Raw genomic sequence first — 25,317 nt, forward strand, 5'->3', positions numbered from 1 at the left:
AAACCACCTAGTTGACACCAACGGGTGAAATCGCCTTGAGCTTCAGGTCCCCACAGGAACAACAGGGAATGTCCCATGCTGTCTGCTGGTGTGGATACTGCTACTGTCAGGAAGTTAGCTCCTTCTAGGTAGGAGGATGCTAGTCCGTGGGTGTACCAGGAGGTGACGAAGGTTGTACCGGTGAGCCAACCGCCTAGTGCGAGGAAGGCGCAGGGGAATAGTAATATTCCTGACCAACCTACGAATACGAAGCGATCGCGCTTTAACCAGTCGTCTAATACGTCAAACCACCCTCTACTAGGGGCGCGTCCAACTGCGATGGTCATAAGAGAAAATCTCCAAAATGTTTTATAAGTACGGATTTTATGCGTATATAAATGGCAAATTTTGCCTCTTACAGAAAGTTAACCAGATTGTCAACCTAGTTTACAATTTTTTACGCTCTCTATCATAATAGGTCAAAATCTCTAATTTTTCCAGTGGACTAGAAAGAAAATTTTATTTTGAAGAACGGAAGAGGCAAAAGCCCTAATAAATATTTCCCTGTTCCCTGTTCCCTGTTCCCTGTTCCCTGAGAATTGACTAATGACGCTAGAATGGGTCGTACAGTGAAAATTGATTAATTCTAAATGTTTACCATCGACTTAAGCATCAAAAATACGGCTTTCCCCATATCAGTACAACGTAAGTCTACTGAGGATGCCGAAGCTGTCTATCAGTTAATTTTGGCGGCAATGCGCTCTGGAAATCCTGATATAGTGGAACTCAAGTGCGAAGGCAAAACAGAGAAAAAAATTGCTGTCCGTGCTAGTGAAATTTCGGGAGTCCAGATTATCCAAAAAGATAGTGCAGCGACTAGCAGTGGTACACGACCTGGCTTTGCTGCTTTCACTGCTGCTGAGTAACCCAAGGTGTAAACATGACATCAATAGGCATCGAAGTTAATAATTTAAACTTCTTTTGGCCTAATGGAGAGCAAGTCATCAAAGCTTGCTCTCTTAAAGTACCTAAAGGTGAATTTTGGATGCTTTTGGGAACAAATGGGAGTGGTAAATCAACCCTGCTTAGATTAATAGCCGGACTATTAGCTCCTCAATCTGGGGAAGTGATGGTTCTACCTCCTGTTGGCTTTGTGTTCCAAAATCCTGATCATCAGCTAGTTATGCCAACGGTTGGTGCTGATGTGGCTTTTGGATTAGTATCTGAAAAGTTACAACCTACTGTAACGAAAGCTAGAGTTGAAGAAGCTTTAGGGGCGGTAAATTTGCTGTCTTTACAACGACGGCCTATTTATGCTCTTTCTGGTGGACAAAAACAGCGGGTGGCAATTGCTGGGGCGATCGCTCGTCACTGTGATGTCTTACTATTAGATGAACCTACTGCTTTACTAGATCCAGACAGTCAACTCGATTTAGTGGCTAGTGTTCGTAATCTAGTCAAAAGTCGTGGCCTTACAGCTTTGTGGGTGACTCATCGTCTTGATGAGTTAAATTACTGTGATGGTGCTTTTTTATTGGAAAAAGGCACTCTAGTTGATTCCGGTGAAGCGGAACGTCTCAAACAGCGATTAATGCAAGTGAATCATTAAGATAGGTTTATTGCCTCTTCATAAATACCATTAATTACCAGATGCCAGCATATAGCCTCCCGTTGTATGTCTCCATCTGGTTTTTTAATAAATTGAAATATGAGATTTTGCAGACGGGAAAAAATTTTTTTTAGAGAAAACAACTTTCACAAGCCTTATTTTGAGAAGCGTTTTCGGAATTATGACTTCTATCTCAGGGTCTATTTTTGACGCACAGAAGCATTTTTTATTTTTTGTAACATGGGGTTACAAGCAATGCTTCATTTACTATAAGTCTTATGAATGATTTTTGTTAACTCTAGATAATTGTGATTAAAAACCATGCCCCGTTCCATAGTCCCAGCCGTGCTATTAGTAGACGGCTACAATATTATAGGCGCTTGGCCTTGTTTGATAAAAACCCGTGATCATGCCGGACTTGAGGCCGCACGGGGTGAGTTAGTGGAAGCAATGACTAATTATAGTGCTTTCCAAGGTTATGAAACCCAAGTTGTGTTTGATGCTCAATATCAAAACACTCCCAGTAACAAAGAAACTATTACAGAATTTTTAACAGTACATTATACGGATTTTGGGCAGACCGCAGACACATATATAGAAAAAACCTGTGCGTCTCTTCGTCAGCATATAGCCCAAGCGGTAATTTCTCGCATGATTGTCGCCACTTCAGATCGGGCGCAGCAATTAATGGTCCAGGGGTATGGTGCTGAATGGTTGTCAGCGCATCAATTATGTGGTGAAGTGGAAACTACTGTTTGTCGAATGCGCCATCGGTATCAGTCAAAGAAACAACCTAAAAGTAGATTTTTGGCTAATGCTATTGACGCTAAGGCCAGAGAACGGTTAGCAGAATTACGCATGGGATTATAAATTTTATAATTTAGAAATCTCTGAATGTCGCTGCTGGAAAGGGTTTGGGTTGTTAAAAGTTAGAGGCTTCAGCAGCAACAAAAAAAAGTTCAAAAAATTTGCAAAAACCCCTTGCATTTATCTGAATTTCGGTTTAATATAGTAAACGTTGAGAGCATTCCTCAGTAGCTCAGTGGTAGAGCGATCGACTGTTAATCGATTGGTCGCTGGTTCGAATCCGGCCTGGGGAGTTAAAAGAATAAACTGCATAACACGGGGTAAAATATATTTTACTCCGGTTTTTGCTTTAATTTTTATCCCACTACGTATCTTGATACAAATGGGGTACGTTTTTTCATAAATTAATTTATGGGCATAACTAGGCACTAATGCAAATGTTTGGGTCATTGTTGAGATTCAATTTCTTTCACCATATCTACATTGACTGTTTTACCCAATGTATAGGTTTTGAGTTTTTCTAGTTCGGTGAATATCAGTTGTGTATGATTGCCTGTGTAATCAATCAATACTTTGTAAGCATCCGTAGTGAGTGTTACACCTACTTCGTCAGCTAAAGTACGAGCTTGCTGTATTAATGCTTGGGTTTGCCATTGGGGAATGAGAGGAAATTCCTGTACCTGTGCTTACAACTGGTGGTGTCATGATATCGCATAATGCTTGAGGAATGGTTTCTTTAGATTCTGGAGGGTATTCTGTGTAGTTAAAGTTTGCCCATTGTTGATCTAGAGTGTGGGTTTTTAGTTGTTTGATGGTGCGATTTAGAAAGAATTCGTCTTCACCAAAGTATAAGTATGTTGGCATAATAGTACGGCAATTGTATTGTCGTACATGAGCGTTAGCTCTAAAACCACTACAATTAATGATAAATTTACACTTATAATTGAGTAAATACTGAACAATTGCAAGAACTAAAGATTAGCTATGAGTCCACCCGCAAGTTCATCCTCTATAGATTATAGACAATCGCTACTAAAAATTATATCTTCACTGAAGTATCTACAAGATTTATCTCAAGAACTAAATCTAACAAATTTAGTTGAAATGATTAGTGAATCTCTCAACCGAATTGAAAACAATTCCTTCAAAATTGTTGTATTAGGGGACTTTAATCGCGGTAAAAGTACCTTTATTAATGCTTTGTTAGGACAAGAAATATTACCGTCAGATATTTTAGCTACTACTGCTACTCCCAGCCGAATTATTTATAGTTTAACACCAGCAGCAAAAGTTGCTTTTAAAGATGGTAGCGAACAAGAAATTGAAACTCTAGAATTGTCCAATTATGTTACAAAATTGACTTCAAAATCAGAAGCCACAGCCGCAAAAATTAAAGAAGCAATTGTTTATTATCCAATTCCATATTGTCAAAACAATGTCGAAATTATTGATACTCCAGGATTAAGTGACGACGAAGAAATGACCGCTGTAACTTATACCATGATCAATCAATGTGATTTAGTAATTATGGTAATTTCTGCTCAATCACCTTTTAGTATATCAGAAGGTGAATTTTTTACAAATACACTACTAGAAAATGGCATAAATCATGTGCTATTTGTAGTAAATAGAATAGATGCTTTCCCATCTCATGAAGATGCGATAAAAGTAATTAGTTTAATTAAAAATCGTATAAAGAAGTGCATTAAAGATTGGTCTGAACAACAATTAAATTCTCCAGATAATCTAAGAAAAATTGGCAATTTTAAAATTTTTGGAATTTCTGCATTTGAAGCTTTACAAGCTAAACAATCTCATAATCAACAATTACTAGCCAAAAGCTTATTTGTTAATTTTGAATATGCTCTGAAAACGTTGATTAATCAGCAGAGAGGATTAATACAGTTAGAAATCACCAATAATCGGATAATTAACTGGAGTCAGGAAATTATAAAAATTATTCTTGAACAAGAATCTATGCTAAAACAGAAGCAATTAAAGTTCAATGTATCCAGTAAAAGTATCAACAATGAAATTACCTGGCTTATTCGTCTCTTGTCGGAAATTCTACAATCAATTAATGTGACACTCACCAGTATTAAACAACATATAACTACATTATATTTTCAACTAGAGAATAATCTTAAACAAATTTCTAAATATATTATCGAATCAAGTGTTTTAGATATTAACGAAGAGAAGAACTTGGCTGAACGAGTATCAAATTATTTGCAAACTGCAACAATAGAGTTAGCTAATAAAATTCAATCAGAAACTGAACAAGCATTAAGTACAGCATGGCTACGAGTCAAGGATTTTATTGATTTGTTTGAAAAAGATATTCCGCAGCTAAATAACGCAATCAGTCATTTAGGAGCATCGGAAACAATTAATAAAAAAGCTATAGATAATATTCGATATAAATTGAATAAATCCCTTGAAATATTTAACCAAAAACAGTTAATTAACTTATCTCTTTCGTTTTCTTCAAAATCTGAAATCTTTGTATTTACAAAGGAGGCAAGTGGTATTGCAACCACTACTGGTGCTACCATTGGTTTATCATTATTAGGTCCATTGGGAGGTGTAATTGGAGGATATATTGGTGCAGCCGTTGGTGATAATATGAGAAAGGAGAAATTCAAAGAAAACTATTTACCTCAAGTAATAGCAGAAATTGATAATCAATTAAGATTAATGAATGTTAATCAAGCTGTAAATAGCTATGTTTATCAAGCCTCTTCTGGATTAGAGGAAGTACAAATTTTATTAAGGAGCGAGGTTAAACCAATATTAGATAATATTCAGAATCAAATGGTAGAAAATTATGCAAAACTTGAAACTCAAATAATGGTTGAACAGCAAGAAATTAGTCATAAGAAAGAGAAAGTTAATCAGGTTTTAGACGACGCTAAAAAACTTTCTGAAAAATTCTACTTACTCAGAGTATAAATTCTAGGTTTCTACGATAAAATCAAATATATTTACCAGGAAAAACAAAACCATGACATCTATAACTCCACCCAATATTTCTCTTGATTCTGTTTTAGAATACAATAAAGTCGAGCGCACGCTAGTAAGTGATTTAGAAAAGTTGCGAAGTTTTTCTCAAAAATTAAAGCTCACAAAATCAATCGTATTAATTAATGATGTTTTACAACGGATTGAACAAAGGAGTTTTTCTATTGCCGTAGTTGGTGAATTTAAACGTGGTAAAAGTACCTTTATTAATGCTCTTCTTGGTCAGGAAATTTTACCTTCTGATATTTTGCCTTGTTCTGCGACACTAAATCGAGTTACTTATGGTGTAAAGCCAGAAGTGAAAATTATTTTTAAAGATGGTCATGAAGAGCAAATCTCCATTGAGGAACTGACTGATTACGTTACTAAGCTAACACCAGAATCTGAGATGACTGCCGAATCAATTAAAGAAGCAGTGGTCTATTATCCCATACCTTATTGTCAAAATAATATTGACGTTATTGATACACCAGGGTTAAACGATGACCAGAATATGACTGAGGTTACTCTGTCAGTTTTACCCCAGGTTGACGCAGCTATTATGATTATTTTGGCTCAATCACCTTTTTCTGAATTTGAAAGAGATTTGCTAGAAAACAAGTTACTAACAAATGATTTAGGGCGGGTTATTTTTGTTGTCAACATCTGGGATAGTTATACTCCTGAACAAACAGAGCGTATACTTGGGAGTGTAAAAAATAGGATTCAAAAATATGTACTAGAACGGGCTGAGAATCAATTTGGTAAAGATTCTGAAGAGTATACAATCTATAAACAGAAAATCGGCACGCCTAAAGTGTTTGGTATTTATATTAAACAGGCTTTAGAGGCGAAACAAAAAGGCGATCAGAATTTATTATTTCAAAGTGGATTTAAGCAATTTGAAGTAGCATTGGAAAAATTTCTCACTCAAGAGAGAGGTGTAATTCTTCTGGAAGTACCAGCTAATCGTGTAATTACTTCATCTAAAGAAATTCTTACTACTATTAGCATCCAAGAAAGTGCTTTGGCAATGAAGCAAGAAGAGTTTCAAGCAGCTTATCAAAAAAGTGTAGCTGAGATTGCAGCTATTAGAGAAAGACAGACTAAAGAATTTAAACTTATTGATGGTGCTGCTGCCAATGTGAAATTATTAGTTCGTCCTTTAATTTATAATTTTTCTACTGAGTTAAAACAAGCAGTTGAAGAGGCAATTCAAGCAACAGCTATTGATCCAAGAGAAGTAAAAAATGATAATACTAAAAAATCTCTAGCTAATAAGCTGAATGAGAAAGTCAAAAATGCTCTGCGACACCGCACAGATAAAATATCTCAGAAAATTCAAGATGAAATTCAGAAAGGAATAGACAAAGAAGTTGAGCGTTTACAAGATTTTGCTCAATCAGTGGGACAAGCCATTACAAACATTGAAATGCAATTTGTTGAAGTTGAGGTAAGTTCCAACCGCAAAACCAGTGCAGCAGCAGAAGCAATCACTGTAGCCCTATCAGTATTTACAGGATTTGGTGGTATTTGGTCAGGATATCGTGCAGCAGGATTAAAAGGTGCTGCTGTTGGCGCTGCGGCTAGTTTCGGTACTGCTGTTGTAGGTGGATTTATAGCTACAGTAATAGGACTGCCTATAGCTTTACCTGTTTTACTTGCTGTTGGTGTTGTGTCTATTTTTACAGGAGGTGGAATAGCCAGCATGGTATTTGCTGGCGATCTTGTAGAAAACTACCGGAAAAATTACACAGAAAAAACTTTAGAAGCACTTGACAAGCAAATTCGAGAGCAACGACTAGAGCAAAAAATAGATGATCAGATTACAACGGCTTTTGAGGTGCTAAAACAAACACTACGTCAAGAGGTGGATGCATTATTGGACAATACCCAAAAAACTCTTACCGAACTGAGCGATAAACGGGGACGACAAGAAGCAATGACAGATGCAGAACGTCAGGAAATTAATCAAATTCGTGCTGAAACTCAACGTATTCTTGGCAATGCTCAACGTTTATGTGAGCAACTTACAGAAATTGTTAGTGTTTAATTGTTGTAGGGTGTCTCACTTTGTACATATTTCACTAGACACCCTAAAATTCCCCACTCAAAACAAACTCAACTGCTTTCCCACATCACCATGAGGCTCAACAACCGAAAGTAACTCATCTCGTTTTTTAGCCATCAACTCCAAATAATACCCACTGGAATAGGCTTCAGAATTAGTCAATCCCTGAATTCCTTGATAAAACGTCACAACATCCCCAGTATTACCCAGAACCAAAAGAGCCTTTTCACCCTTCTTAATTTTCCGAGTAACCTGTAATTGTTCCATAGGAAAATCACCAGAACGAATAACCTTGGCTAATTTAGGATGATGGAATGCTTTTTATACATAAAAATAAGTATAAAGGTAAAACAAGCTTACTATAATAAGCATCGCTTATTAAAAACCCAAAACCCTGATTCTGTAGTGTTGGGGAATGATAAGCTCTAAAAAAAGCTGCTCTCTTTTGGGGAAATCATCACGCGATCGCCAGCTTCCGCCCATGCAGTCAAAGAAATCCAGACTTCAAAAATCTGTATTTTTATCCCAAAAAGCTTTCATGTTTTCAGCTTGCTGTAATACTCGTTGACTAATGCGATCGCACGCTAATTCACAAAGTTCAAAAATTATGGGGTCAGCAATTTCATAATAAGCACTAGTCCCTTTGGGTTGTCGAGATAAAATCCCCGCCTGAGTTAACACCTTCAGATGCTTTGACAAATTTGCTTGTCCTAATCCAGTCGCTTCTGCAATCTCCATAACATTCATTGAACCTAATTTGAGACAGATCAAAATCTGTAACCTACTTCCTTCTGATAGCACCTTGAAATAGTCAGCCATAGCTGCGATAATAGCTGGATCAGCCTTAAACGGCTTTGTTTTTGGCATAGGGCAACTCAATTATCAGCACAGAAATTTATCACCGATTAGCATTATAACTAAATATCAGTTAATTAGGAAGGAACAAAAGACGTTCATAAATGATTGAGGATTGCTATATTTTCCTATTTTTAATGATAAAAATATGTTATATTAATAATGTAGTGCTAATTTTTAGGCGTTGCTAAATTAAAAGATGAATTATGTTTCGCACCCTCATACAAAGGTGCAAACTTGTCAAGTTTCAAGTTTTGAATTTGCCAATTTTATATTCCAATTCATCAATGCCAGATTATTAGCTAATTTTGACAACTTAGCCTCATTCCACTTTATGAGCAGGAGACTAAAAATAAAGTGCAGTGAATTTTAAATTTTGTTAGTCTAGCTCTTCCAAAACGAGCGAGAGGCATTTTAAAGTATTTATGAATGTAGAAGAAATTATTAAACGCTATTCTGCTGGAGAAAGGAATTTTCAGCGCGTCAATCTCCAAGACGCAGAGTTAACAAACGCAAATTTAGAAGGTATAGATTTTAGCCATGCAGATTTGCGTCAGACACGATTAGGTAAAACTAACTTCAGTCAAGCTTGCTTGCGAGAAGCAAATTTAAGTGAAGCTATTCTCTGGGGAATAGATTTAAGCGCCGCTGATTTATATCGAGCTATTCTGCGAGAAGCAGATTTAACAGGGGCAAAATTAATTCAAACTAGACTAGATGAAACAAACCTCATCAAAGCTAGTTTATGTGGTGCAAATTTGCATGGTGCAAAACTATCTAATTCTTTGCTCATTAAAGTAGATTTACGTCCTAGCTCCAACCAACGTACAGATTTAGGATATGCAGTTTTGAATGGTGCAGATTTGAGTTACGGTGATTTAAGAGCAGCTTCATTACACCATGCTAATTTAGATGGTGCAAAGTTATGTAGAGCTAATTTAGGTCAGATTTTGCAATGGGGAGATTTAGCAACTGATTTAACGGGAGCTAGTTTAAAAGGTGCTGATTTAAGTTATGCAAATCTCAGTCATGCAATATTACGAAACGCGAATTTAGCAGGAGCAGATTTAACTGGAGCAATTCTCACAGATACGGATTTAGCAGGAGCGATCATGCCTGATGGGACAATATATAGATAGGGGTTGCTGATAGCGTAAGCGTGGCGTTAGCTATAAAAGTCTTTTGGTTAAGGCTAGAAGTCAGGAGTCAGGAGTCGTAGGGGCGTTCGCGAAGCGTGCTGGAAGCATCAGCATTCGGACGATTAATTATCGGTTTTTTCCCAGTAGGGGCGAAGCATTCGGACGATAATCTATCGGTTTTTCCCAAGTTTATTTTCCGAATGCTTCGCCCTTACACCAAATGCTTCGCCCTTACACCGAATGCTGATGCTTCCATCTCCCGTCAGAGATACGCCCGTACAGGAGTTAGGAGGAAGAATTAGAAACGGCAGGGTAGTTCACCGAACTGTTCCCCGAAAAGCTTCAGTATCAATGGGTTTGATGAAATAAAGCAGCAATAAATTGACGAAAATAGCGAGGAATAGAGGCAATTTACGGAAAAGTTTCACCAATTTTGGTTGAGAACTGCGAGAAATTTCCGCTATTTTTAAATTGTAATCTGAGCAGTTTTTTAGACGTGGGAAAAACTGGGGATGTTCAGTATTTAACATCACGGGAAAAGCTCGCCCTGCGGTTTCATTCGTGTTGCGAACTACTTGCTGATCAAATTCTGTGGGTTCAAGTCCCAGTAAGTGGTAAAAACTACCCCGTTCGTGAACTGTCAATGTATGGGTAGCAAATACTGATAACAGAAAAAACCGACTCCATAACCTTGATTGCCAATTATTCCAGAGTTTAGGTTGAGAACGTAATAAAGCTTTGAATATATCCCCATGTCGGTTTTCGTCCTGACACCAACGCTCAAATTTACGAAAAATGGGATAAAACTGATGCTCTGGATGTTTTTGTAAATGATGGTAAATAATAATATAACGCCAATAACCAATTTTTTCAGATAGGTAGACGCTGTAAAGAACCCATTCAATGGGGAAAAATGTATAAGTGCGAGTTTTTGTTACCTCTCCCAAGTCTAAGGAAAGTTTAAAATCACCCATGGCTTTGTTGAGAAATCCGGCATGACGGGCTTCATCACGCGCCATTAGTTGAAATATTTGCGCTAATAAAGGATTACGTTGTTTTACCTTCCGAGATAGTTCTTTAAATAGCAAAAAACCAGAAAACTCGGACATACAAGAGCGTTCCAAATACTCAATGAAGGCACGGCGGGCTTCACCGTCAATGTGTTCCCAAGATTGATCAAATTCATCATCTCGGACGAAATGATGGCGATTATAGTCAGCTTGCATTTCTGCCAACAAGGACCGTAACTCATTTTCTTGGGCGGAGAGATCCATGTTCGCCGCGGTTTCAAAGTCTGTGGTATAAAACCGGGGTGTGAGTACGGTTTCTTTGGTTGGGGCTTTAATTCCTAGTTTCGTTTCTGATTGGGGTAGGGTATTAACCATGATTCCTCTAGTGATTTGTTAAATACTTACATAGCTATCAAGTTATGATAACTATAGTTCTTTGCCTAGATTCTGTAATCGAACTTTTACAATCCTTAAACAAAGTTGAGTTAAGTTAAGACTGGTAATTGGTGATGGGTGATGGGTAATGGGTAAGGGGTGATAAAATCTAGGACTTAAATCCTGTAAATCCTGATTCTGGCGTTATTCATAATCTGTGAGTCTTGATTTGATTAAGTTTTGTAAATATATTAATATCTTTTTGGCTTAATAGCTATATAGTCATTAATCGAAGTAACTGCTCTTACGAAGAGATTAAGAGGTATTTAGCATGAGTCGTCATTCAGAGAATTATCTGCAAGAATCCACAAGTCAAACAATTTTGCTCACTTCTCCAGCTAATGCAGTCAATATGCCACCTGTAGATTCTTGCCAACGAGCAAAGCAGTTGATGCAGAATATACAGGATGAAATTTGCGCTGGATTGGAACAACTGGATGGAGAAGCGCGTTTTCAGGAAGACCTCTGGGAAAGAGCCGAAGGTGGTCAAGGACGCACCCGTGTAATTCGAGAAGGGCGGATATTTGAACAAGGTGGTGTTAATTTTTCGGAAGTTTGGGGAGATAGCTTACCTGCGGCAATTTTGACTCAACGCCCAGAAGCGGCTGGACATGATTTCTATGTGGCGGGAACTTCGATGGTGCTACATCCTCGTCATCCATATATACCAACGGTACACCTTAACTATCGCTACTTTGAGGCTGGTCCAATTTGGTGGTTTGGTGGTGGGGCTGATTTAACGCCATATTACCCTTTTGCTGAAGATGCTGTTCATTTTCACCAAACTTTAAAAGATGCTTGTGATGCTTCTCATCCAGAATATTATCCAGTTTTCAAACGCTGGTGTGATGAATATTTTTACCTAAAACATCGTCAGGAACAAAGAGGTATCGGCGGGATCTTTTTTGATTATCAGGATGCTAGTGGCAAACTGTATTTAGGTTCTCAACCAGATAGTCCAGCAGCACTCTACAGTCAGCAAGTGGGGACAGTATCTCGTAGCTGGGAAGATATATTTGCATTTGTGCAACGCTGCGGGCAGGCATTTTTACCAGCTTATTTGCCGATCGCAGAACAACGACAAAAAATAGAATATAGCGATCGCCAGCGTCAATTTCAATTATACCGCCGGGGTCGTTATGTCGAGTTTAATCTGGTATATGACCGGGGAACAGTGTTTGGACTACAAACTAATGGCCGGACGGAATCTATTTTAATGTCTCTACCACCTCTAACGCGCTGGGAATATGGTTATCAACCAGAGCCAGGAAGCCCCGAAGCAAAACTCACAGAAGTCTTCCTTCAGCCTCAAGATTGGGTCAATTGTCATTAGTCAGTTGTCCGTTGTCAGTTGCAAAAGAATATTTTTCCCCTGCCCCCTGCTCCCCTGCTCCCCTGCCCCCCTGCTCCCCTGCCCCCCTGCTCCCCTGCCCCCCTGCTCCCTGCTCCCTGCTCCCTGCCTCTTCTCTGTTACCTAATTATTTATGACTTTGAATTTTCCATCAAATTTACCAGATAACCATCAACCTCTGCGTCTTCATTGGATATCTGTAGTATTTTTCGGTACTGTTCATGCGCTCGCATTACTAGCTCCCTGGTGTTTTTCCTGGGCTGCTGTGGGTGTAACTGTATTTCTGCATTGGCTGTTTGGCAGCATTGGAGTCTGTTTAGGTTATCATCGGTTACTGAGTCATCGCAGTTTTAAAGTTCCTAAGTGGTTAGAATATGCGATCGCTATTTTAGGTGCATTATCTATCCAAGGTGGTCCTATATTTTGGGTAGCTGGACATCGCTTACATCATGCTTACACCGAAGATGAAGATAAAGATCCCTATTCTGCCCGTAAAGGTTTTTGGTGGAGTCATATCCTCTGGATTTTCTATCCTCGTTCTGAATTTTTCGATTATGAGTTATATCAGCGATTTGCTCCTGATTTAGCGCGAGATCCTTTTTACGTCTGGCTTAATCGCTACTTTCTGCTACTGCAAGTTCCCGTTGCCTTGTTACTGTATGCCCTGGGAGGCTGGTCATTTGTGATTTATGGCGTGGTTTTGAGGTCTGTGCTGCTCTGGCATACTACCTGGTTCATAAATTCAGTTACACATATGTGGGGATACCGCACCTTTGACAGCGATGATAATTCTCGTAACCTCTGGTGGGCAGCTATTCTCACCTATGGGGAAGGCTGGCATAACAATCACCATGCCTATCCTCATGTTGCCAGGTGTGGCTGGCGCTGGTGGGAAATTGACCTGACTTGGTGGGCAATTACGGTATTAAAAACCATGGGTTTAGCGACCAATATTAACTTACCACCCGCTCAAGCTATGAAAGCAGGAGATTAACTATGAAATACTACTGTCAACATAGGTAGAAACGCCAATAGAAAAATATGCCAGGATTGTAATTGAGCTTCTAAAGTTGATGTTGGGGGTGTTAATAAAGCCTCTATTCTCTGTTCCAAGCGATCGCCAGCACCCAAAGCAGCACAGCAAATATCTGATGTCATCGGGTTATTACTCACGACTAACAACAAGGATTCTGCCAATACTAAGGGATCTACTTGGGAAGCGGCGTAATTATCAGCCCGTAATTCTCTCAAGACTAACAACTCTTGCCATAAAGGTTCTGTATTAGGCAACCAAGCAGTACAGAAACGCATCCAACCTAACAAAAAGAACCAGAACGTATCCCTATATTGATAATGCCCTTGCTCGTGAGCTAAAACACTTTCTAGGTGTTGTGGAGAAAGGGTTTGCAGTAATCCTTGACTGACTACTAATTCAGGTTGCCAGAAACCTATTTGACCGGCAAATAAAGCCTTGGTTTCGAGAAGTCGGGCTTGTTTAGCACCTAAATGTATTTGCGGACATTCACGGGCAGATTTGATAGATTTCCAGCCCTGAAACGCAAGTTTGATACCTAAGACATTAAAACATCCTAGAAAAATTAATGCTAGGAGATAGCTGAGAGAGTCGGTATACATTCCGCCCATTTTCCCCTGATTACCCATACAGACTATCGAAGTTGCTGTCATGAAAATGAGTAAAGGGGGAAAAAGGAATAAAAATAGCGTTTTTTGCCATCGTAAACGCCAATTTCCTGCGGGTATACTGCCAGAGTATCGTAACCAGCAAGCAACGGTTACAGCAGTAACAATCATCAGTAAATGCATAAATTTTTCTCCCAGTTGCTTGGTGAGTAGTGCATAATTCTATTTTTCTCCTCTGGCTTCCCGTGCAGCTTGAATGCGTTTAGCGATCGCTTCTATTTGATCACTAGCAGCTTGATCTAAACTATCAGCAAAAGCAGCAACTACATCAGGATTTCCTACTGCTAAAAATCGCTGTAATTGATCATGGGCTTTAATGACTTCTGCTTGTTGCTTGGTTAGTAATGGTCGCCAATAAAATGCTTTACCCTGTTTATCGCAAGCTAACCAGCCTTTTTCCGTCAGACGACGCAACACAGTGGTGACGGAAGTATAAGCCAATTCGCGGTTAGGATCAGCCAGAATGCGATCGTGTACATCTTTAACTGTTGCTGAATTCAGTTCCCAGACGATGCTGAGGATTTCTGCTTCTAAGGGACCAACAGATAGCTGTTTGGGACGGTAATCAGGTAAAGGGGCCATGTTGATATTTTGGGCAGTGATATTTTTTCTATTTTTACATTTTTTATCTCACGCAGAGCCGCAGAGTCGCAAAGGAAAATTCATGAGTCGTGATTTAGTCTAGCGACGTTATTAGATCATCTCTAGTTTTTTCTATCTTTGCGATTAGAATAAGCAATACCAAGCCTAAAACCCTGATAAATAGGCTGTTTATAATTTTTTAGTATTTATGTATTGATAAAGAGATATATTTTAGTATAAACAGTTGGTGACATCAAGTGGGTAGAATATTACCGCAGTCTTATGAAGTAGGTGTAGCCAGCACGTGAAGATATTTGTATATCATACTCCCGAATTGACCCCAACTGATGCAGTTGCAGAATGTGCGATCGCTGTTGATGTTTTGAGAGCAACTAGTACAATGGCCACAGTTTTAGCTGCTGGAGGCGAAGCTGTGCAAGTTTTCAGCGATTTAGATCAACTGATGGAAGTGAGTGAACAATGGCCTCCTGAAAAACGATTAAGGGCTGGAGAACGGGGAGGTGGTAAAGTAGCTGGTTTTGATTTAGGTAACTCTCCTTTAGATTGCACAGCAGAATTAGTTGCTGGAAGACGGTTATTCATTAGTACAACTAATGGTACTCGCGCTTTACAAAGGATTCAGGATACACCAATTGTCCTTGCAGCCGCTTTGATTAATAGAGAAGCAGTAGTTAAATTTCTCTTAGAAAAACAACCGGAAACCGTCTGGATTGTTGGTTCTGGTTGGGAAGGTAGTTATTCTTTAGAAGATACAGTATGTGCAGGAGCGATCGCTCATAGTATTTGGAAACAAACTAATTGTTCTCTAGAAGAAATTAGTGGTAATGATGAAGTGATTAATGCGATCGCTCTTTATTCCCAATGGCAAAATGATTTATTAGGACTACTTCATCAAGCTAGTCATGGTCAACGATTATTACGCTTAGAATGTTTAGAAGACCTCAAATATTGTTCTCAAACCGATATTTTAGATATTTTGCCTATTCAGCAAGAACCAGGAGTATTAAAAAGTCAAAATAAGTAACCCAAAAATTCTTTTTTTCAAGAATTAATTCGTCTGAATCAGGATTTACAAGATTTGAGGATTTGCAGGATTTAATCATCTGTATTTTTTATCATCCTGTACATCCTAATTCAGACATTTATTATCGAATACTTGTCAAAGACGCACCTAACCAACCTGCAAATTTCTCTTGCTGAGAGAGATCAGGATTTTGGACTGGTACTAACTGATAATGATTGGGAATAGGTGCAGCTAAAGTGACAGAATAAGTCCGGAGTTCGTCTTGATGGAAAACAGTAACTTGGATAGAATCATGTGGTTGATAATCCTTCAATCTTTCATTTAACTGATTTCCTACCTTAATTCCATCAATAGCTAGTAACTCGTTTCCCGCATCAATGCCCGCTTTTTGTGCAGGTGAACCTAATTCTACAAATTTAATTATTTCCCTACCATTTTCAGTATTTGTTCTCACACCCAAATAAGGTTCTTCTCGTTTATCTTCAACTAATTGCAAACCAAAAGGTTGCAAATATTCATTAAATGGTAAATCTTCCAATCCATGAAGATAGCGTTGAAAGAAATCACCTAAATCCATAGCAGCTACAGACTCAATCACTTCTTCTAACTGTTCAGGAGTATAACCAATTTCTGCTTTTCCAAATTCCTCCCACATTTGCCGCATTACATCATCTAAAGATCGTTGATTTTCATGATGTACACGAATTAATAAATCTAACAAAAGTGATACCATTTCTCCCTTTAAATAATAGGAGATTTGGGAATTACCACTATTAGCATCAGGACGATAAAGTTTAATCCAAGCATCAAAACTTGATTCTGATAAAGGTTGTACTTTTCGTCCTGGAGTGTTTAAATATCTAGTAATTTCCTTACTCAAATAGTTTAAATATGCCTTGGTATTATAAATACCTGCCCGTAAAGGAATTACTAAATCATAATAACTGGTTGTTCCCTCACAAAACCATAAAGATGGTGTATAGTTTTCCTGATCATAATCAAATACTTCCAAACCTTGAGGACGAATTCTTTTAACATTCCATAAATGAAAAAATTCATGGGCAACTAATTGTAAAAACGGCTCATATTTATCTTGATTCCGAAAACCAAACCGTTGATAAATTAAAGAACAAGAATTTTTATGTTCTAAACCGCCAAAAGCTTGCTGAAGTAAATGCAGAAAAAATACATATCTGTCATAAGGCAAACCACCAAACATTTTTGCTTCTACTTCAATGATTTTTTCAAAATCTGCAATCATTTCTTGTACTTGAAAATTGCCTTTTCCCCAAATTGCTAATTCATGAGGTTTACCCAAAACTGCAAATTTGTATAATTGATGATCACCAATTTCAAAAGGACTATCAACTAAAGTATCAAAATCGGCTGCTAAAAAAGAATTATTTGTCTCTGTAATTGTTGATAAACCTGTAGTAACTTGCCACTTTTCATGAGGAGGAATTATCGTAATTTGAATTGGTAAATGATCATAATTAGGGATTCTGAAAAATAACGCTGCACCATTAAAATAACCATGAGTAGGATCTAAATGATTTGTTCTAACTGTTAATTCATTAGCGAATATACGGTAAGTAATCGTAACTTCTGAAACATCACCTTTTTCTACTTGCCAATGGTTTTTACTAATTTTTCGCCAAGATAAAGATTCATTGTCACCAAAAGCAGCAAAATCTTGTAAATTTTTCTCATATTCCCTCACCAAATACGATCCAGGTGTCCACACTGGCATTTTTAAATCGAGAATTGAATTTGGGTAGTTAACAATTTTTAAAGTTATTTCAAATAAATGGGTTTCTGGTTGAGACATTCCCACTAAATAATGAATTTGTGGAGAGATATCTAGAATTTGATTGTTAAGATTAGACGCTGTTGCTTGAGTCATTTTGCTTGTTGAGTTTTGAGTTATTAATCTATAGTTAACAATTCATCGTCAATCGTCAAGTATGGGAATAAAAGTTTATGATTACTTTTTAATGAGTATAATAACTAGGGAACTGGGAAAAGTATAAGATTTGGGAATAAAACCCGATTCCGAAAAAACTATTGGTTTCAAAGTAAACACGGTTTATATATCTGAAAAAAAAATTGTAGAAACGTTCTATAAAACATCTCTACAAGAGTTATGGAAAACTTTTGAATGAAACAATTATCAATTATCAATTGTCAATTGATAAAAGGAATATTATTTACCTGTACTAGGTTTGAGAGACAACAACATTTCCATTTGAGTTATTGATTTATTAGGACTAGTGACAGTCACACCAAGTCCACGAATGGAAGCGAGGATAGCAGTAGCCTCTGAAGGTAAAGGTTGACTTTGAGCGGCTAAACGCTCAATTATGGTAGTGGTTTTGTCCATATCTAAATAAAAATAACCACTATTGGGAGTTTGCAAAGAACTGGTTACAGTTTTAAAGGTATCAGTTTGATCAAGTGCTTGACCTTTACGATCTGCTAATGTTTCGGCAATAGGTCCGCCAATAGCCAGAAATACAGTATCATCATCTAGCCAACCATGTGCCAGAAGAGCGCCTTGTTGAGGAATTTGCCATTCTGTGACATTTTTACCACCAATCGTTCTTTGAGCAACATTGAGAGATTGTTGTTTAGCCAGATTATCGAGTTTAGTAAAGGTAGATTCGGCAGTTTGGCGATCGCTCGTATCCAATACTAATGCACCTCCAAACCCGACATTGGCTAATAAACCTTGATTAGATTGAATCGCACCAAAACCAAATTCTCCATTCATCCATCCGAAAATATCTTTATCTAAATCTAATTGGAAATTTTTTAATTGACTCCGAGCTTGTTGAAGTCCTTGATTTAATTCTGGATAATCTTTTGATTGTTCAACTAGAGTTTGCCACGTTTTACTAATCCCTTTGCCACTTGCTAAAGCAAATGTTTCACCAGGAAATTGTCCGACTATTTTTGCGGGTGTGGTTTCATATTGAAATTTATTCAGTTGAGGATCTAAATTAACCACAGCTTTTAATCTCAATCCAGCGTCATCTACTCCTACAGCGGCAACAAGTGATTTCACTTGCTTAATTTGTGCCATAGTTTGTGGGGGCAATTGTCTCGTTTGAGAATTTAAAGCTGTTAATTGTTGTACCATATTGGCATAATCAGGTACATAAATTTGAGCTAGACTATTCTTAACATCTACACTTTTGTTGAGAATATCACTTGCCCCTTCTTTCGTAGCAAAGGAAGGTTCACCTTTATAGGTATCAATAGCTTTTTCTACAGCTTGTTTATTTGATGTTAAAAGCAAGTGGTCATTATTCAAAACTGTTGTATATGTAGGCTGACCTTGACCTTTAGTTTCAATAATTTTTTGCCCTTTGTAGTCTGATTCTTGAGTTTTGACATTTTTTTGCTCTTTCAACTTATTGGCAAAATTTAGAGCAGCCAGTTTATCCTTAATACCTACTACCAAGAGTATATTTGGTTCTTCCGATGAGCGTAAATTAGCCTGGGATACTTTTTTCGCTTCTGGTGGTAGTACCGCAATCATCACACCACCAACCCAAGGTTTAATATCTGCTTCGTAAGAAATTTTACTATCACTCAATATTTCTTGGTTGAAATCTTTTAACCCTTTTGTCAATAATTGCTGTGCTTGAGGTGTACCAAACTGCTGCAACTTATTCCAGGATTCAGGATTAGTATCAATGTAAGTTGCCATTAATGCAGTTGCGGGTACTAACTTAGCACTACCTAAAGGGCTAGAACTTTCTGTACCGCCTTTGAGGTACATATAAGCTGCTATACCTCCCGCTAAGATTACAGTAGTACCAATTACGGGAATTAAAAACGATGATTTCTTTTCAGACATTAGTAGAACATCCTTATTTAAGTAAAATTTGTAACAACTTTTATGAAATATTCACTGCCTGGTGCGGGAATTTATCTAAATAGATTCTGACTTATTAATCCTTTTTTGATCATTATTCTTTGCTAATTTAACGGTATTTGCTGATAAAATTTAGTGTTTCGGCTCACCAAGTTAATTCACAATTGGCTCTAAATAATACTTCACTATGGTCAGGAATGAATCCGCAAATCATGTTTCATTTGTCAACATCGCTGCTTGAAAGGAAAAAAAAGCCAAAAAATTCTTCTTTCTCAATCCTTACTCTGGCAGTGCGAGGTAATTGTCAATTGTTTAAACCTAAATCCTTACGAAAACAATAGTCAATTTGTCACCTCCAAGCTATTCTAATAAATATATGAAAAATTGGTAGTATTTGTACTCAATAACAATTGATCACGGATCAAGCTCGATTTGATCCGAGGCAGCCAGGAGTGCATAGACTATAAGGTTTTGAGTGTAGCAGAATATCTGTCAATCTGTGGACTTAATAGCGCCGACGCTACTAGGAGCAAACAGTAAGAAAATGTCAGACTGCGCTACACTTCATCAGAGAGATTGTTAGCATTTTTTGTATCAGTGCAAAATATAAGCTGACATCAGGGTATGCAGATGTGGAAGATGGGTAGATTACATCAAATCCTCCAACCTGTAGAGACGTTCCGGTGTAACGTCTCTAGTCAACAGTCATTTGGACTGGGGATATGCACCTGATAATGCTATTTATTATGACTTACATCCCATTAGACGTTTCAGGATTAGAAGGCTAGAAATTATCAATGTCGCAGTCTTATTTTGATATCGAAAAAACCGCACACAAACGGTTTGAGTTACCAGGGGCAAAACCACACTATAACCCTGATCGACCTGGACAGGTAGAGCATATTTTTCTGGATTTGAGTTTGGATATTCCCAATCAAAGTTGCTACGGATCGTGTAGCATTCGCCTATTGCCAGTCCGTAATGGGATTGATAGGTTAACTTTGGATGCGGTAAATCTCAAGATTAAGTCTGTCCAGGTAGACGAAGTTGAGCAGAAGTTTGAATATGATGGCGAAAAACTGTGTATTCAACTGTCTCAACCGACAGAAATCGGTCATCGTTTGTTAATTGCGATCGCCTATGCAGCCGAAAAACCCCAACGGGGGATTTACTTTATTCAACCAGACAAACATTACCCCCACAAGCCTACCCAAATCTGGACTCAAGGTGAAGACGAAGATTCTCGCTTTTGGTTTCCTTGTTTCGACTACCCTGGACAATTATCAACTTCAGAAATTCGCGTCCGTGTTCCTAACCCTTTGGTGGCTATCTCCAATGGTGAACTAATTGACACTATACAGGAAGAAAAATACAAAACTTACCATTGGTCACAACAACAAGTTCATCCTACCTATTTGATGACGTTAGCTGTTGGTGACTTTGCGGAAATTCGGGATGAGTGGCAGGGTAAAGCTGTTACCTATTACGTCGAAAAAGGGCGAGAAGCCGATGCTCAACGCAGCATGGGCAAAACTCCCCAAATGATCGAATTTTTGAGCCAAAAGTATGGTTATGCTTACGCTTTCCCCAAATATGCCCAAGTTTGTGTAGATGATTTTATTTTTGGAGGAATGGAAAATACTTCCACAACTCTATTAACTGACCGCTGTTTATTAGATGCACGTGCAGTATTAGATAATCGCAATACTGAAAGTTTAGTTGTTCATGAACTAGCACACCAATGGTTTGGGGATTTGGTGGTGATTAAACATTGGTCTCATGCTTGGATTAAGGAAGGTATGGCTTCTTATTCTGAGGTGATGTGGACAGAACATGAATATGGCGACCAAGAAGCCGCATATTATCGGTTGTCGGAAGCGCGGAGTTATCTCAATGAAGATAGCAGTCGTTACCGCAGACCAATGGTAACTCATGTTTACCGGGAAGCGATCGAACTTTATGACCGCCATATTTATGAAAAAGGATCTTGTGTTTATCACATGATTCGGGCAGAATTGGGCGATGAATTATTTTGGCAAGCTATCCAAACATTTGTTCAAGATCACGCTCATCAAACTGTCGAAACCATAGACTTATTAAGAGCTATTGAAAAAGCCACAGGACGCAATCTGGCTTTCCTGTTTGATCAATATGTCTATCGTGGTGGACATCCTGATTTTAAGGTAGCTTATTCCTGGGATGGAGATGCAAATTTAGCGAAGGTGACTGTTACCCAAACCCAAGCTAAAGCCGAAAGTAAGGATTTATTTAATCTCAGAATTCCCATTGGTTTTGGATATAAAGAAAATCCACAACTAACAACTTTTACAGTCCGGGTACATGAAAAGGAACAAAGTTTTTACTTTCCTTTAACACAAAAGCCTGATTTTATTAGTTTTGATGTTGGTAATAATTACTTAAAAACTGTCATTTTAGAATACCCAATTTCTGAATTAAAGGCACAATTAGAATTTGATCCTCATCCCATTTCTCGCATTTATGCGGCAGAAGCTTTAGCCAAAAAAGGCGGATTGGAAGCTACTTTAGCCCTATCATCAGCTTTGAAAAATGATCCTTTTTGGGGTGTGCGGGTTGAAATTGCCAAAGAACTAGCAGAGATTCAGTTAGATCAAGCTTTTGATGGTTTAGTGGCTGGGTTAGATGATTCTAGTCCCTTTGTTCGGAAGGCAGTCATTAATTCTCTATCAAAAATTAAAACTCATACTAGCTATAAAGCTGTCAAGGGTTTTGTGCAGAATGGGGATGCCAGCTACTATGTAGAAGCTGCTGCTTGTCGGACTATTGCGGCGATCGCAGCGGCGCATTTAGAAGATAAACCCCATGAAGACAAGGTAATCAAGTTACTCAAATCTGTATTAGAAGAACGGGCAGGTTGGAATGAAGTTGTCCGTAGTGGGGCTGTAGCTGGTTTAGCTGAATTCAAATCTTCGGAAGCGGCTTTAAATTTACTACTGGAATACACAAAAATTGGGATACCGCAACCATTACGCCTCTCAGCAATTCGCGCTGTTGGCAAAATTTCCAGTGGTCAAACTCCCGCTAATATTGAACGGATTTTAGATCGATTAGCGGAAATTGCCAGAGAGACTTTCTTTTTAACCCAGGTAGCAGTTTTGACAGCCTTGGGACAAATGGAAACCCCAAAAGCCATTAGTATTTTGCAATCTTTAGCCAATCAAACCGCAGATGGCCGTGTCCGTCGCTATGCGGAGGAGGAAGTCGCTAAGGTGCAGAAGAATATCGGTACAGACAAAACCCTACGTCATTTGCGTGAGGAACTAGATCAACTTAAACAGCAAAATCAGGAGTTGAAAAGCCGTTTGGAAAATCTGGAAGCAAAATCAAAGTAGTGCCAGACAAGAATCAAGTCCCCCCTCGCTTGCGGGGAGGGGCTAGGGGTGGGGTTCTTCTGGATTGTTAGAATTGAGTACAAAACCTTCAAAACCCTATTCAGGGAATGTCATTTTTATGCCAGTGATTACCATTCGGGAACAACAGCAAACAGTAACAGGATTTGCAGCCAGTCTCAGTTTTGGCGATGGTGAATACAACATTACAATTACTGACCCCTTCACTCCCCAGGAAGAACGAGAACTAGAATGGTATTTTGAAGAGTGGCTGGTTTATCCCATTGTGGATACAGTCAAAGCCGAAAGGGCAAAAAATAGCGTTAAAACCTACGGTGAAAAGCTGTTTGACCAAGTTTTTCAGGATAAAAAAGCATACAGTAAATATCAACAACTTAAAAATAATCTCGGTCAAGTACAAATAGAAATAATTAGTAAAACGCCGGAATTTCAGGCATTACATTGGGAAGCATTGCAAGATCCAGATTTTCCACGACCTTTAGCCGTAGATTGTGTAATGCTGCGGAAAAGCGTTAACTCTGCTGTCGGTTCTGTCAACTTGCAAACTTCCCCAGTCATTAACTTGTTGGTAGTCGTAGCGCGTCCTGATGAAGAAAAGGATGTGGGTTATCGGACAATTTCTCGTCCTATGTTGGAGTTAATCGAAAATAGTCAATTGCGGGTAAATGTAGAATTGCTGCGTCCGGGAACATATCAGGCATTATCCCAGCATTTGGAAGCCAAAGGTGCGAATTTTTATCACATTATCCATTTGGATATGCACGGGGCGTTATTGACTTGTGAACAGATGCAAAAACCCAGTGCAGTTAATCGTTATTTATTCAAAGGACGTTATGGACGGGATGACTTACAGCCTTTTGAGGGTATGAAGGCGTTTTTGGCATTTGAGGGAGAGAGTCAAGGGAAAGTTGATTTGGTGGAAGCATCGGAATTAGCCGCTTTGCTGACTGGTAAGGGTATTCCTGTGTGTATTCTCAATGCGTGTCAGTCAGGTAAGCAAGTGAAACCTGACCTCCAAAATAATGCAGATGAAAATTCCCGTGAAACCAGTTTAGGTAATCGGTTGATGAGTGCGGGAATGCAGATGGTGGTAGCAATGGGTTATTCTGTCACCGTGACTGCGGCTAGGTTGATGATGGAACATTTGTATAAACAGTTGTTTGCCAATAAACCCATCACAGAAGCTATTAGATTAAGTCGGCGAGAATTGTTTAATGATAAAGAACGCAAAGCCTATTTTAATAAGTTGATTAAATTAGAAGATTGGTTATTACCTGTGGTTTATTATAACCAGTCGGTGAATTTTAATTTACGTCAGTTTACACCAGAAGAAGAAGAGAAATATTTTGAAACTGTTGGTAGTGAATATCGGTTTGCTTTGCCGATTTATGGCTTTGTCGGGCGAGATTTGGAAATTCTCAAAATTGAGAAAGCGTTGTTAAAACACAATGTTTTACTGTTGCAGGGTATGGGAGGAACAGGAAAAACAACTCTGTTAAATTATCTACGGGAATGGTGGCAGAAAACCAACTTTGTTAAAAATACCTTTTATTTTGGTTATGATGAAAAAGCCTGGACACTCGACCAAATTTTATTTTTTATTGGGCAGCAGATATATGAAAAGTATGAATTTGCCAGGACTCAAGTAATGAGTCAAAGGGCGCAAATAGAGAAATTAGTCGCCAAATTGCGGGCTGAAAATTACGCTGTGATTTTAGATAATTTGGAATCAGTTATAGGACAACAATTAGCGATACAAAATACTTTACCAGAAACAGAACGAAATCAAATCCGCGATTTTATTGGGCGGTTGGTTGGCGGTAAAACATTGGTGGTATTAGGTTCACGCAGTCGGGAAGAATGGTTACAACAGCAAACTTTTAAATTCAATCTTTATGAATTACAAGGATTAGATCAAGAAGCGCGGACGGAGTTGGCTGAGAAGATTTTAGAAACAAATATACCTCCACACAAAATTGAGAAAATTCGCCAAGATGGGGATTTTCAGAAGTTAATGAAATTGTTAGCTGGTTATCCCTTAGCGATGGAAGTTGTATTAGCAAATTTGCAAAAGCAAACACCACAGGAAATTTTACAGGGTTTGCAAGCAGCCGATGTAAATTTAGATGTTGCTAGTGAGGATAAGACTAAGAGTATTTTAAAATGTGTGGAATATTCTCACAGTAATCTATCACCAGAAGCGCAAAAATTACTGATTTGTTTAGCTCCTTTTAGTGGGTTTATTCATCGTGCAGCCATTCCTAATTATATCAAACAATTGCAGAAATTAGAACCTTTTCAAAATTATCAGCTTGATAAACTTGATGATGCTATTCAAGAGGCAATTAACTGGGGTTTATTATCCCCAATGGATAAGGATTCACCCTTGTTAACAATTCAGCCTGTATTTCCCTATTTTTTGAAGACTAAATTAGCAACTGTTGACGCTGCAACTCGTGAAGCA

20 protein-coding genes, 1 tRNA gene and 1 pseudogene are annotated in these 25,317 nt (G+C 38.3%); 12 read left to right on the top strand and 10 right to left on the bottom strand.

Going from position 1 to position 25,317, the window contains the following annotated elements:
• Positions 1–326, bottom strand: a pseudogene (locus tag FJR38_RS05285) (photosystem II D2 protein (photosystem q(a) protein)); the annotation flags it as partial.
• Between the two features lie 303 nt (positions 327–629).
• Here FJR38_RS05285 and FJR38_RS05290 point away from each other — a divergent pair.
• The 4 genes from FJR38_RS05290 to FJR38_RS05305 all read left to right on the top strand — a co-directional run bounded on the left by FJR38_RS05290 (position 630) and on the right by FJR38_RS05305 (position 2,688).
• The gene (locus FJR38_RS05290; RefSeq protein WP_168496209.1) at positions 630–905 is read left to right on the top strand and encodes a hypothetical protein; all 276 of its coding nucleotides are present in this window, start codon (positions 630–632) and stop codon (positions 903–905) included.
• 14 nt (positions 906–919) lie between these two features.
• Positions 920–1,588 (top strand): ABC transporter ATP-binding protein, encoded by a 669-nt coding sequence (locus tag FJR38_RS05295; protein ID WP_168535820.1) that lies wholly within the window; start codon positions 920–922, stop codon positions 1,586–1,588.
• A 321-nt stretch (positions 1,589–1,909) separates the two neighbouring features.
• Complete coding sequence (locus tag FJR38_RS05300; RefSeq protein ID WP_168496213.1) at positions 1,910–2,458, top strand: NYN domain-containing protein; 549 nt, start codon at positions 1,910–1,912, stop codon at positions 2,456–2,458.
• Positions 2,459–2,616: 158 nt separating this feature from the next.
• Positions 2,617–2,688 (top strand) — tRNA-Asn (locus FJR38_RS05305).
• A gap of 153 nt (positions 2,689–2,841) precedes the next feature.
• Here the strand turns inward: FJR38_RS05305 and FJR38_RS28975 are convergent.
• Together FJR38_RS28975 and FJR38_RS28195 are read right to left on the bottom strand one after the other, a co-directional pair.
• Positions 2,842–2,964: a hypothetical protein gene (locus FJR38_RS28975; RefSeq protein WP_256366916.1), complete on the bottom strand. Its 123-nt coding sequence runs from the start codon at positions 2,962–2,964 to the stop codon at positions 2,842–2,844.
• Between the two features lie 40 nt (positions 2,965–3,004).
• Complete coding sequence (locus tag FJR38_RS28195) at positions 3,005–3,259, bottom strand: hypothetical protein (protein ID WP_254449362.1); 255 nt, start codon at positions 3,257–3,259, stop codon at positions 3,005–3,007.
• A 120-nt stretch (positions 3,260–3,379) separates the two neighbouring features.
• Between FJR38_RS28195 and FJR38_RS05315 the strand changes: the two genes are divergently transcribed.
• Entirely contained in the window at positions 3,380–5,347 is a 1,968-nt protein-coding gene (locus tag FJR38_RS05315; protein WP_168535822.1) for a dynamin family protein, read from the top strand.
• A 52-nt stretch (positions 5,348–5,399) separates the two neighbouring features.
• Positions 5,400–7,448, top strand: a complete 2,049-nt coding sequence (locus FJR38_RS05320) for a dynamin family protein (RefSeq protein ID WP_168535824.1) — start codon at positions 5,400–5,402, stop codon at positions 7,446–7,448.
• Between the two features lie 57 nt (positions 7,449–7,505).
• On the opposite strand, the gene FJR38_RS05325 is transcribed toward FJR38_RS05320, so the two are convergent.
• Positions 7,506–7,733, bottom strand: a complete 228-nt coding sequence (locus FJR38_RS05325) for a hypothetical protein (protein ID WP_254449363.1) — start codon at positions 7,731–7,733, stop codon at positions 7,506–7,508.
• 237 nt (positions 7,734–7,970) lie between these two features.
• Positions 7,971–8,333, bottom strand: a complete 363-nt coding sequence (locus tag FJR38_RS05330) for a metalloregulator ArsR/SmtB family transcription factor (RefSeq protein ID WP_168535826.1) — start codon at positions 8,331–8,333, stop codon at positions 7,971–7,973.
• Positions 8,334–8,746: 413 nt separating this feature from the next.
• Here FJR38_RS05330 and hetL point away from each other — a divergent pair, with 413 nt between their 5' ends.
• Complete coding sequence (hetL, locus tag FJR38_RS05335) at positions 8,747–9,460, top strand: heterocyst differentiation pentapeptide repeat protein HetL (protein ID WP_168496223.1); 714 nt, start codon at positions 8,747–8,749, stop codon at positions 9,458–9,460.
• 317 nt (positions 9,461–9,777) lie between these two features.
• Here hetL and acsF read toward each other — a convergent pair whose 3' ends face one another.
• Positions 9,778–10,845: a magnesium-protoporphyrin IX monomethyl ester (oxidative) cyclase gene (acsF, locus tag FJR38_RS05340; protein ID WP_168535828.1), complete on the bottom strand. Its 1,068-nt coding sequence runs from the start codon at positions 10,843–10,845 to the stop codon at positions 9,778–9,780.
• 331 nt (positions 10,846–11,176) lie between these two features.
• On the opposite strand from acsF, the gene hemF reads away from it, so the two are divergent.
• Together hemF and FJR38_RS05350 are read left to right on the top strand one after the other, a co-directional pair.
• Complete coding sequence (gene hemF / locus FJR38_RS05345) at positions 11,177–12,238, top strand: oxygen-dependent coproporphyrinogen oxidase (protein WP_168496227.1); 1,062 nt, start codon at positions 11,177–11,179, stop codon at positions 12,236–12,238.
• A 151-nt stretch (positions 12,239–12,389) separates the two neighbouring features.
• The gene (locus FJR38_RS05350) at positions 12,390–13,250 is read left to right on the top strand and encodes a fatty acid desaturase (RefSeq protein WP_168496229.1); all 861 of its coding nucleotides are present in this window, start codon (positions 12,390–12,392) and stop codon (positions 13,248–13,250) included.
• Here FJR38_RS05350 and FJR38_RS05355 read toward each other — a convergent pair.
• Positions 13,247–14,080, bottom strand: a complete 834-nt coding sequence (locus FJR38_RS05355; protein ID WP_168535830.1) for a M56 family metallopeptidase — start codon at positions 14,078–14,080, stop codon at positions 13,247–13,249. The genes FJR38_RS05350 and FJR38_RS05355 overlap by 4 nt on opposite strands.
• A gap of 39 nt (positions 14,081–14,119) precedes the next feature.
• Positions 14,120–14,539: a BlaI/MecI/CopY family transcriptional regulator gene (locus FJR38_RS05360; RefSeq protein WP_168535832.1), complete on the bottom strand. Its 420-nt coding sequence runs from the start codon at positions 14,537–14,539 to the stop codon at positions 14,120–14,122.
• A gap of 304 nt (positions 14,540–14,843) precedes the next feature.
• On the opposite strand from FJR38_RS05360, the gene FJR38_RS05365 reads away from it, so the two are divergent.
• On the top strand, positions 14,844–15,584 hold the full coding sequence (locus tag FJR38_RS05365) for a 2-phosphosulfolactate phosphatase family protein (RefSeq protein ID WP_168535834.1): 741 nt from the start codon (positions 14,844–14,846) through the stop codon (positions 15,582–15,584).
• Between the two features lie 121 nt (positions 15,585–15,705).
• Here FJR38_RS05365 and FJR38_RS05370 read toward each other — a convergent pair whose 3' ends face one another.
• Together FJR38_RS05370 and FJR38_RS05375 are read right to left on the bottom strand one after the other, a co-directional pair.
• Positions 15,706–17,487: a M61 family metallopeptidase gene (locus tag FJR38_RS05370; RefSeq protein ID WP_168535836.1), complete on the bottom strand. Its 1,782-nt coding sequence runs from the start codon at positions 17,485–17,487 to the stop codon at positions 15,706–15,708.
• Between the two features lie 300 nt (positions 17,488–17,787).
• Complete coding sequence (locus FJR38_RS05375) at positions 17,788–19,446, bottom strand: DUF3352 domain-containing protein (protein WP_168535838.1); 1,659 nt, start codon at positions 19,444–19,446, stop codon at positions 17,788–17,790.
• Positions 19,447–20,261: 815 nt separating this feature from the next.
• On the opposite strand from FJR38_RS05375, the gene FJR38_RS05380 reads away from it, so the two are divergent.
• On the top strand, positions 20,262–22,835 hold the full coding sequence (locus FJR38_RS05380; protein ID WP_168535840.1) for a M1 family metallopeptidase: 2,574 nt from the start codon (positions 20,262–20,264) through the stop codon (positions 22,833–22,835).
• A gap of 118 nt (positions 22,836–22,953) precedes the next feature.
• Positions 22,954–25,317, top strand: a 2,364-nt coding sequence (locus FJR38_RS05385; protein ID WP_254449364.1) for a CHAT domain-containing protein, incomplete at its 3' end; no start/stop codon positions are given.

It is taken from the genome of Anabaena sp. UHCC 0253 (assembly GCF_009712085.1).
Classification (GTDB): domain Bacteria; phylum Cyanobacteriota; class Cyanobacteriia; order Cyanobacteriales; family Nostocaceae; genus Dolichospermum.

What these genes read in the sequence shown, in the direction of transcription:
- FJR38_RS05290 (WP_168496209.1), top strand. Translation starts at nt 630, where the DNA reads ATGTTTACCATCGACTTAAGCATCAAAAATACGGCTTTCCCCATATCA.
- FJR38_RS05295 (WP_168535820.1), top strand. Translation starts at nt 920, where the DNA reads ATGACATCAATAGGCATCGAAGTTAATAATTTAAACTTCTTTTGGCCT.
- FJR38_RS05300 (WP_168496213.1), top strand. Translation starts at nt 1,910, where the DNA reads ATGCCCCGTTCCATAGTCCCAGCCGTGCTATTAGTAGACGGCTACAAT.
- FJR38_RS28195 (WP_254449362.1), bottom strand. Translation starts at nt 3,259, where the DNA reads ATGCCAACATACTTATACTTTGGTGAAGACGAATTCTTTCTAAATCGC.
- FJR38_RS05315 (WP_168535822.1), top strand. Translation starts at nt 3,380, where the DNA reads ATGAGTCCACCCGCAAGTTCATCCTCTATAGATTATAGACAATCGCTA.
- FJR38_RS05320 (WP_168535824.1), top strand. Translation starts at nt 5,400, where the DNA reads ATGACATCTATAACTCCACCCAATATTTCTCTTGATTCTGTTTTAGAA.
- FJR38_RS05325 (WP_254449363.1), bottom strand. Translation starts at nt 7,733, where the DNA reads ATGGAACAATTACAGGTTACTCGGAAAATTAAGAAGGGTGAAAAGGCT.
- FJR38_RS05330 (WP_168535826.1), bottom strand. Translation starts at nt 8,333, where the DNA reads ATGCCAAAAACAAAGCCGTTTAAGGCTGATCCAGCTATTATCGCAGCT.
- hetL (WP_168496223.1), top strand. Translation starts at nt 8,747, where the DNA reads ATGAATGTAGAAGAAATTATTAAACGCTATTCTGCTGGAGAAAGGAAT.
- acsF (WP_168535828.1), bottom strand. Translation starts at nt 10,845, where the DNA reads ATGGTTAATACCCTACCCCAATCAGAAACGAAACTAGGAATTAAAGCC.
- hemF (WP_168496227.1), top strand. Translation starts at nt 11,177, where the DNA reads ATGAGTCGTCATTCAGAGAATTATCTGCAAGAATCCACAAGTCAAACA.
- FJR38_RS05350 (WP_168496229.1), top strand. Translation starts at nt 12,390, where the DNA reads ATGACTTTGAATTTTCCATCAAATTTACCAGATAACCATCAACCTCTG.
- FJR38_RS05355 (WP_168535830.1), bottom strand. Translation starts at nt 14,080, where the DNA reads ATGCATTTACTGATGATTGTTACTGCTGTAACCGTTGCTTGCTGGTTA.
- FJR38_RS05360 (WP_168535832.1), bottom strand. Translation starts at nt 14,539, where the DNA reads ATGGCCCCTTTACCTGATTACCGTCCCAAACAGCTATCTGTTGGTCCC.
- FJR38_RS05370 (WP_168535836.1), bottom strand. Translation starts at nt 17,487, where the DNA reads ATGACTCAAGCAACAGCGTCTAATCTTAACAATCAAATTCTAGATATC.
- FJR38_RS05375 (WP_168535838.1), bottom strand. Translation starts at nt 19,446, where the DNA reads ATGTCTGAAAAGAAATCATCGTTTTTAATTCCCGTAATTGGTACTACT.
- FJR38_RS05380 (WP_168535840.1), top strand. Translation starts at nt 20,262, where the DNA reads ATGTCGCAGTCTTATTTTGATATCGAAAAAACCGCACACAAACGGTTT.